The following is a 6,921-nucleotide window of genomic DNA, read 5'->3' on the forward strand; positions in this document are numbered from 1 at the left end:
GCTGGTCCCCGTCCCGCGCGAACACCGCGCCGGGCCGGCGGCGCCGGCCGGCGACTGCGGCCCGCGCGTCGGCCACCCGGCCTGCCGGGCCTCCCGTCATCCCGTCTGAGCAGGGGCTATGTCCTGATCAACGCCGTTCCCGGCGGATGCGCACAGGCCGCCTGACGTCAGTACAGTCGGAGCGGAACGGTCCCTGGCCGCTGGCTGTGCCGTCGGCTTCGACGGCGCGTTGCCGGCCACCTGCTTCTCCGGAGAGTCCCGTGTCCGCTCGACTGGTTGTTCTCGCCTCCGGGGTGGGCACCACCTTGCAGGCCGTATTGGACGCCTGCCGGGATCCATCCTTCGGCGCCGAGGTCGTTGCCGTGGGCACGGACCGCTTCGGCACCGGCGCGCAGGACCGGGCGGTGGCCGCCGGTACCCCGGTCTTCACCGTCCGTCTTGAGGATTTCCCGCGCCGGGAGGCGTTCGACGAGGCCACGGCGGAGCGGATCGCCGCTTATGATCCGGATCTGCTGGTGCTCGCCGGCTACATGAAGATTCTCGGAAAGCGGGTCATCGGACGTTTCCGCACGGTGAACACCCACCCGTCGCTGCTGCCCGCCTTCCCCGGCGCCCACGCCATCCGGGACGCACTCGCGCACGGGGTGAAGGTCAGTGGTGTCACGGTCCACTGGGTCGACGAAGGCGTCGATACCGGGCCGATCCTTGCGCAGGCGACGGTGGGCGTGGAAGCGTCCGACACGGAAGAGACCCTGCGTAGCCGCATCCAGGCGGTGGAGCGCGTCCTGTACGTACAGACGATCGGCCGGATCGTCCGGTCGGAGGAGGGGACATGACATCCGCACAGGTCCCGCGGGAGTCCTCGGCCGACGAGCCGGTGGCGGGAGCGCAGGATTCCCCGCCCATCGACGCGGCCTCGTCCGGTGGCGGCGAACTGGTCGCGACGGGGCGGCGCCCCATCCGGCGGGTGCTGGTCAGCGTCTACGACAAGACCGGTCTGGCCGAGCTGGCGGCCGTGTTCGCCGAGGCCGAGGTAGAGATCGTCTCCACCGGTTCGACCGCGCAGGTCCTCGCCCGGCACGGCCTGGCCGTCACGCCGATCAGCACCCTCACCGGGTTCCCCGAGATCCTCGGCGGGCGGGTGAAGACGCTGCACCCGCGGGTGCACGCCGGTCTGCTCGCCGACCTGCGCAACGTCGAGCACGCCGAGACGCTCGCCGAGCTCGACATCGAGCCGTTCGACCTCGTCGTGTCCAACCTCTATCCCTTCCGGGAGACGGTGGCCGGCGGTGCCCCCGAGGACGAGGTGATCGAGCAGATCGACATCGGCGGCCCGGCGATGATCCGGGCCGCCGCGAAGAACCATCACACCGTGGCCGTGGTGGTCTCCCCGGCGGACTACCCGGAGCTGGTCGCTGCGATCCGGGCCGGTGGTTTCGACCTGGCCGCCCGCCGCCGGCTCGCCGCCCGCGCCTTCGCCCACACCGCCGCCTACGACGTCGCGGTCGCGTCCTGGTTCGCCAGTGTGGGCGCCCCCGACCAGGTCGCCCGGGAGTCCGGCTGGCCGGACACGGTCGCCGCGGTGTGGCGCCGCGCCGAGGTGCTGCGCTACGGCGAGAACCCGCACCAGCGGGCCGCGCTGTACGTCGCCGAGAACGACGGGCCGGGGCTTGCCGACGCCCGGCAGCTGCACGGCAAGCCGATGTCGTTCAACAACTTCACCGACGCGGAGGCGGCCCGCTCCGCCGTGGCCGACTTCGGCGAACCGGCCGTAGCCGTGATCAAGCATGCCAACCCCTGCGGCCTGGCGATCGGCCGTGACATCGCCGACGCGCACCGCAAGGCGCACGCCTGCGACCCGGTGTCCGCCTTCGGCGGGGTCATCGCGACGAACCGCCCGGTCAGCGTCGCCCTGGCCGGGCAGATCGCGGAGATCTTCACCGAGGTCGTGGTGGCACCCGGCTACGACGACGGGGCAGTGGAGATCCTGGCCCGCAAGCCCTCGGTCCGCCTGCTGGAGAGCCCCCTGCCGCCGCACCCGCACGGGGTGCAGATACGCCAGGTCTCCGGCGGGCTGCTGCTGCAGTCCCGCGACGCGCTGGACGCCGCCGGTGACGACCCCTCGGGCTGGACGCTGGAGGCCGGCTCGCCCGCGGACGAGAGCACCCTGGCTGACCTCGCCTTCGCCTGGAAGGCCGTCCGGTCGGTGAAGTCGAACGCGATCCTCGTCGCCGCCGACGGCGCCACGGTCGGTGTCGGCATGGGGCAGGTGAACCGGGTGGACGCCGCCCGGCTCGCGGTGGCCCGCGGAGGTGACCGTGTGAAGGGGGCGGTGGCCGCCAGCGACGCCTTCTTCCCCTTCCCGGACGGGCTGCAGGTGCTCATCGACGCCGGGGTCCGCGCGGTTGTCGAGCCGGGCGGGTCCGTCCGCGACGAGCAGGTCGTGGCGGCCGCGCGGGACGCCGGGATCGCCCTCTACTTCACCGGCGTCCGGCACTTCACGCACTGACAGTCACGCACTGACGGTAGCCGCCAGAAGCGTCCCGAGCCTTCGGGCCCGTGGACGCGGTGCTTACTGACAGTGCTCAGCGGAAATGGCGCTCAGCGGAAACGACGTCCGAATCCGCCGCGTCCTGACCAGGGTGCGGCGGCCGGCGGGGCCGGGTCGATGTCGGGGTCACGGGCGGACGTCGGCCGCACAGCCGGCGTCTCGGTGGCGACGGCATCGTCGGCCCGCCGCTGTGACGCGCGTACCTGTGGCGTGCGTACCTGGTCGTCGGTGCCGTCCGGGTCCGTGCGTGGCGGCCGGACGGCACCGACGCCTCATGAGATGGACGCGGACTCCGCCGCTGCCGCCCCACGCCGCGACGTGCTCGTGGTAGTGCCGTTCGAGGACGCCGGGATGGCCCCACCGGGTGTGTCGTTGGTGGGGACGTAACGCTGCGCCACCCAGTCCAGGGCCTCCCGCCAGCTCGCGCCGTACAGGACCGAGATCCTGTCCGCCGTCTGCCGCGCGAGAGCCTGGACGAACACCCGGTCGTCGTTGTCCAGGTGCCGGGCGTCCCCGAAGGTCTCCCAAGCCCGGAACATCAGCTCCTGCAACTTCTTGCTGTGTGGCGATTCGTCTGTCACGGCCCACTCCCTCCACTCCGGTCCCATTCCGGTGGTTGCGGCGGAAGTGTCCCCTAGTCCCGTGTGGAGGCTTCACCCGGGGTCTAAAAAATTGCGATCCGACGAATGATCGTAAGTTTTCGCGATTGCCGGCGCGGCACTGGGCGCTCCGCCCACCTGAAGATCGATAATGCCCTGGACCTGCTCGGACAGGACGGGACAGCCTGATCGGCAGGTCTCGGCGGCTCCCGGGACGCGACGTGACCGCGGGGTCGCCGTACCGGCACCACGTCCGAACGCCCGTCCCAACGCCTTCAAGGGCCACCGCGGTCTGGAGGCTGTCTTCCGGGTGGGCTGCCGTGGCCGTGGGGCCGCCTTGCCGGTGGGCTGCCGTGGCCGGAGGCCGCCTTCCCGGTGGGCATAGACTGCCCTGCGTGGTCGGGGTGAGTGGCAGGGGAACCGTGTCCGGACAGGGGCTGCCGGTTCCGGCCGGCCTCCCGGCCGGCGGGGCGCGGCCGTGCCGGTGCCGGTGCTGGTGACCCCACTATGAGCGCCGGCCGCCGGCAGCACCTGGCCCGGAGACGCTCGCCGCCGGGCTGGGACCCGGTGCTCACGGTCGTGCTGGGCGCGGCGATCGTCGCTCTGGTGTTCGTGTCACAGGATCACTGGCGACGCGGGCTGCTCGGGCTGGGCATCGTCCTGCTCGCCGGGGCCGTCCTGCGGCTGGTCCTTCCTGCCCGGCGGGCCGGGCTGCTCGCCGTCCGGAGCAGGGTTTTCGATGTCGCGACGCTCGCGGCACTCGGCGTGACGATCATCGCGGTGACGTTGGCGGTACCGGCCCCGGGGTCATGAGGGCCGTGGCGGCCGCGGTCGTCATCCCCTGGCCGGCATCCAGCGGTGGGCGGCCAGGATCTGTGCCAGCTGTGGCTGGGGAGTGCCGCTCCCGGTGGGCGTTCCGCGGTGAGCGGCCGGGCTCGTACCGGCCGTGGCCGGGGCGGGCTCAGGAATGTCGCACTCGGCGGCGCGCGGCGGCGGGGCCGCTGCCGGCGGGTATTCGGGGCGGAGCATCCGTTGCGGCGATCCCGGTGGTCCCGCGGGCGGCCCGGCCGGCCCGAGGGGCGGAGTTCGCCGCCCATCTCGCAGGCGATCGCGGTAGCCTCTCGATATCCGGAGCATTGTCCGAACATCATCCGAATACCATGTTCAGCTAAGCGGGGCGAACAGCACACATGCCGGCTCATAGCGTCCCCCTGATCCCCGGTGACGGGAGCGGGCCCGGGTACACCGAGACGGCGGCTCGAGTGCCCGCGGCGGCTGCCTCGTTCGTGGGCTGCGGTTTCGGCGCCATCCACGATCCGAAGCCGGACCGTACCGGCCCGGCCGCCGACGGGACGGCGGAATACATTGACGCCATCATCGAAAAACTGAGGGGCTGACACCGATGGGTGGGAAGGTAACCGTTGTCGGAGCTGGTTTCTATGGTTCCACGACCGCGCAGCGCCTTGCTGAGTACGACATTTTCGACACGGTTGTCCTCACCGACATCATCGAGGGCAAACCGCAGGGGCTCGCTCTCGACCTGAACCAGTCGCGGCCGATCGAGGGTTTCGAGACCACGGTTGTCGGGACGAACGACTACGCCGACACCGAGGGGTCGGACGTCGTCGTCATCACCGCCGGCCTGCCGCGCAAGCCGGGCATGAGCCGGCTGGACCTGATCGAGGTCAACGCGAAGATCGTCCGACAGGTGTCGGAGAACATCGCGAAGACCTCGCCCGAGGCCGTTGTCATCGTGGTGTCCAACCCGTTGGACGAGATGACCGCGCTCGCCGCGAACGTCCTCGGTTTCCCCCGCGGCCGGGTCATCGGCCAGGCCGGCCTGCTCGACACCGCCCGTTTTACCAACTTCGTCGCGGTGGAGCTCGGCGTGCCGGTGAAGTCGGTGCGCACGCTCACCCTGGGCTCGCACGGCGACACCATGGTCCCGGTGCCCTCGCACTCCACGGTGGACGGCAAGCCGCTCGCCGACCTGCTCCCCGCCGAGAAGATCGAGGAGCTGGTGACCCGGACCCGTAACGGCGGGGCCGAGGTGGTCGCGCTGCTCAGGACCGGGTCGGCGTACTACGCGCCGTCCGCCGCCGCCGCCCGGATGGTCAAGGCCGTGGCCGAGGACTCCGGCGCGGTGATACCGGCATGCGCGTGGGTGGACGGCGAGTTCGGCATCTCCGGTGTCTATCTCGGCGTGTTCGCCGAGATCGGCCGCGGCGGCGTGAGGAAGGTCGTGGAGATCGACCTGTCCGAGCAGGAGAAGGCCGCGCTGTCCGCTGCCGCCGAGGCCGTCCGGGCCAAGCAGGCCGACGTCGCCAACCTGTAACGTTCTGAATCTGTAACTTTCTGTAGCAGCTGCTGGCTGCCACGGCGCGTTGCCGTAGCGGCCAGCAGCTGGTCGACCGTCCTGTGGCCGCGCCGCCGACCGCGGGACGGACCGGCCGGCGGGACGAGCCGGGAGCGGCACGGCCGGCGCGGCACGGCCGGCGCGGCGGGATGCCGGCGGCACGAGGGCACCAGCTGGCTGACGGCCCATCGCCCGCCCCGGCCGGTGCGCTCACCGCCAGCCGGCCACCAGCTTGCGCACGGCCAGCCGGGCCAGTGACGCGGTGGGGATTGTGCCGCGTCCCAGGCCGATCTCCAGCAGGGTGTCGAAGAGCTCGGTGCGGTGGCTCGCGGCCGCGACGGCGGCGTCCATCAGGGTGCGATGCCGGCCGGCGAGCTCGGCCAGCAGAGTGGTGTGGCGCAGGTGCCGCCCGAGCTCGCGGTCGAGGGCGTGCCGGTAGGCCGCGCCGGCCGCGCCCGGCGCGGCGGTGACGGCGGCCTGGCCGGCGAGCGAGCCGGACAGCAGGGCGTAGTAGATGCCCTCACCGGTGAGCGGGTTGATCAGTGACGCGGCGTCCCCGGCGAGCAGCACCGGGCCGTCGGGCTGGCGGGGCCGCCAGGTCGACAGGGGCAGGTGGTGGGCGCGCAGCGTCCCGGGATACGCGGGCTGGTCGGCGAGCATCCGGGCCAGGGTGCCGTACAGGACGGCCCGGCCGCTACCGCCACCATCGCCGCCACCATCGCCGCCGCCACCGTCGCCGTGCATCTCGTCGAGCTTGGAACGCAGCATCCCGTAGCCGATGTTGGCGCGGCCGTCCCCGATCGGGAACGACCAGGCGTAGGCCGGCCAGCCCTGGTCGGTCATCTCGATGAGCTGCTCGGGCGGGCGGTCGGCGGACGGCGCGTCGGCGTACCCGCGCACGGCGATGGCCAGCGCCTCCGGCGGGTTCGGCCCGATGCCCAGGGCGCGCCGGGTGGCCGAGTTCGCCCCGTCCGCCCCGATCACCACCCGGGCCCGCAGGTGGCCGTTGACCAGCACCGGATCGCCGGCGGCGCCGCCCGCCACCACCGAGCGCACCCGTTCGCGCCGCAGGACGGCTCCGCGCGCGCGGGCGGCGGCGACCAGGCGGGCGTCGAAGATCTTGCGTGGCACCACGTAGTTCGCCCGCGGGCACGGGGTCGCCACCTGCGCGCCGCCCGGCGCGCGCAGCCGCATCCGGTCCACCGGCGTGAACCCGGCGGCCGCGTCCGGCACGCCGAGCGCGCGCAGGACGTCCAGGCCGTGTGGGGCGATGCCGTCACCGCAGGCCTTGTCCCGGGGGAAGTCCGCGGCGTCGAGCAGCACGACGCGGGTGTGTGGCCGCAGCTGCAGCGCGCGCAGGGCGGCGGCGCAGCCGGCCGGGCCGGCGCCGACGACGAGCAGGTCGATGGTCCCGG

General features: G+C 72.8%; 6 protein-coding genes. 4 read left to right on the plus strand and 2 right to left on the minus strand.

Going from position 1 to position 6,921, the window contains the following annotated elements; all coding sequences use genetic code 11:
• The first annotated feature begins 260 nt into the window (after positions 1 to 260).
• Both purN and purH read left to right on the plus strand, forming a co-directional pair.
• Positions 261 to 836 (plus strand): phosphoribosylglycinamide formyltransferase, encoded by a 576-nt coding sequence (purN, locus tag NBW84_RS21030; RefSeq protein ID WP_250286666.1) that lies wholly within the window; start codon positions 261 to 263, stop codon positions 834 to 836.
• Positions 833 to 2,509: a bifunctional phosphoribosylaminoimidazolecarboxamide formyltransferase/IMP cyclohydrolase gene (gene purH, locus NBW84_RS21035; RefSeq protein WP_250286668.1), complete on the plus strand. Its 1,677-nt coding sequence runs from the start codon at positions 833 to 835 to the stop codon at positions 2,507 to 2,509. The genes purN and purH overlap by 4 nt, the downstream gene beginning before the upstream one ends.
• A gap of 314 nt (positions 2,510 to 2,823) precedes the next feature.
• Here purH and NBW84_RS21040 read toward each other — a convergent pair whose 3' ends face one another.
• The gene (locus NBW84_RS21040; protein WP_250286669.1) at positions 2,824 to 3,132 is read right to left on the minus strand and encodes a hypothetical protein; all 309 of its coding nucleotides are present in this window, start codon (positions 3,130 to 3,132) and stop codon (positions 2,824 to 2,826) included.
• A gap of 525 nt (positions 3,133 to 3,657) precedes the next feature.
• Between NBW84_RS21040 and NBW84_RS21045 the strand changes: the two genes are divergently transcribed.
• The gene (locus NBW84_RS21045) at positions 3,658 to 3,963 is read left to right on the plus strand and encodes a DUF3017 domain-containing protein (RefSeq protein ID WP_250286671.1); all 306 of its coding nucleotides are present in this window, start codon (positions 3,658 to 3,660) and stop codon (positions 3,961 to 3,963) included.
• Between the two features lie 589 nt (positions 3,964 to 4,552).
• Positions 4,553 to 5,485, plus strand: a complete 933-nt coding sequence (mdh, locus tag NBW84_RS21050) for a malate dehydrogenase (protein WP_250286673.1) — start codon at positions 4,553 to 4,555, stop codon at positions 5,483 to 5,485.
• A 231-nt stretch (positions 5,486 to 5,716) separates the two neighbouring features.
• Here mdh and NBW84_RS21055 read toward each other — a convergent pair whose 3' ends face one another.
• Positions 5,717 to 6,913: an NAD(P)/FAD-dependent oxidoreductase gene (locus NBW84_RS21055; RefSeq protein WP_250286675.1), complete on the minus strand. Its 1,197-nt coding sequence runs from the start codon at positions 6,911 to 6,913 to the stop codon at positions 5,717 to 5,719.
• Positions 6,914 to 6,921 lie beyond the last annotated feature (8 nt).

The sequence above is a fragment of the Protofrankia sp. CiP1_Cm_nod2 genome (genome assembly GCF_920664355.1).
Taxonomy (GTDB): Bacteria; Actinomycetota; Actinomycetes; order Frankiales; family Frankiaceae; genus Protofrankia.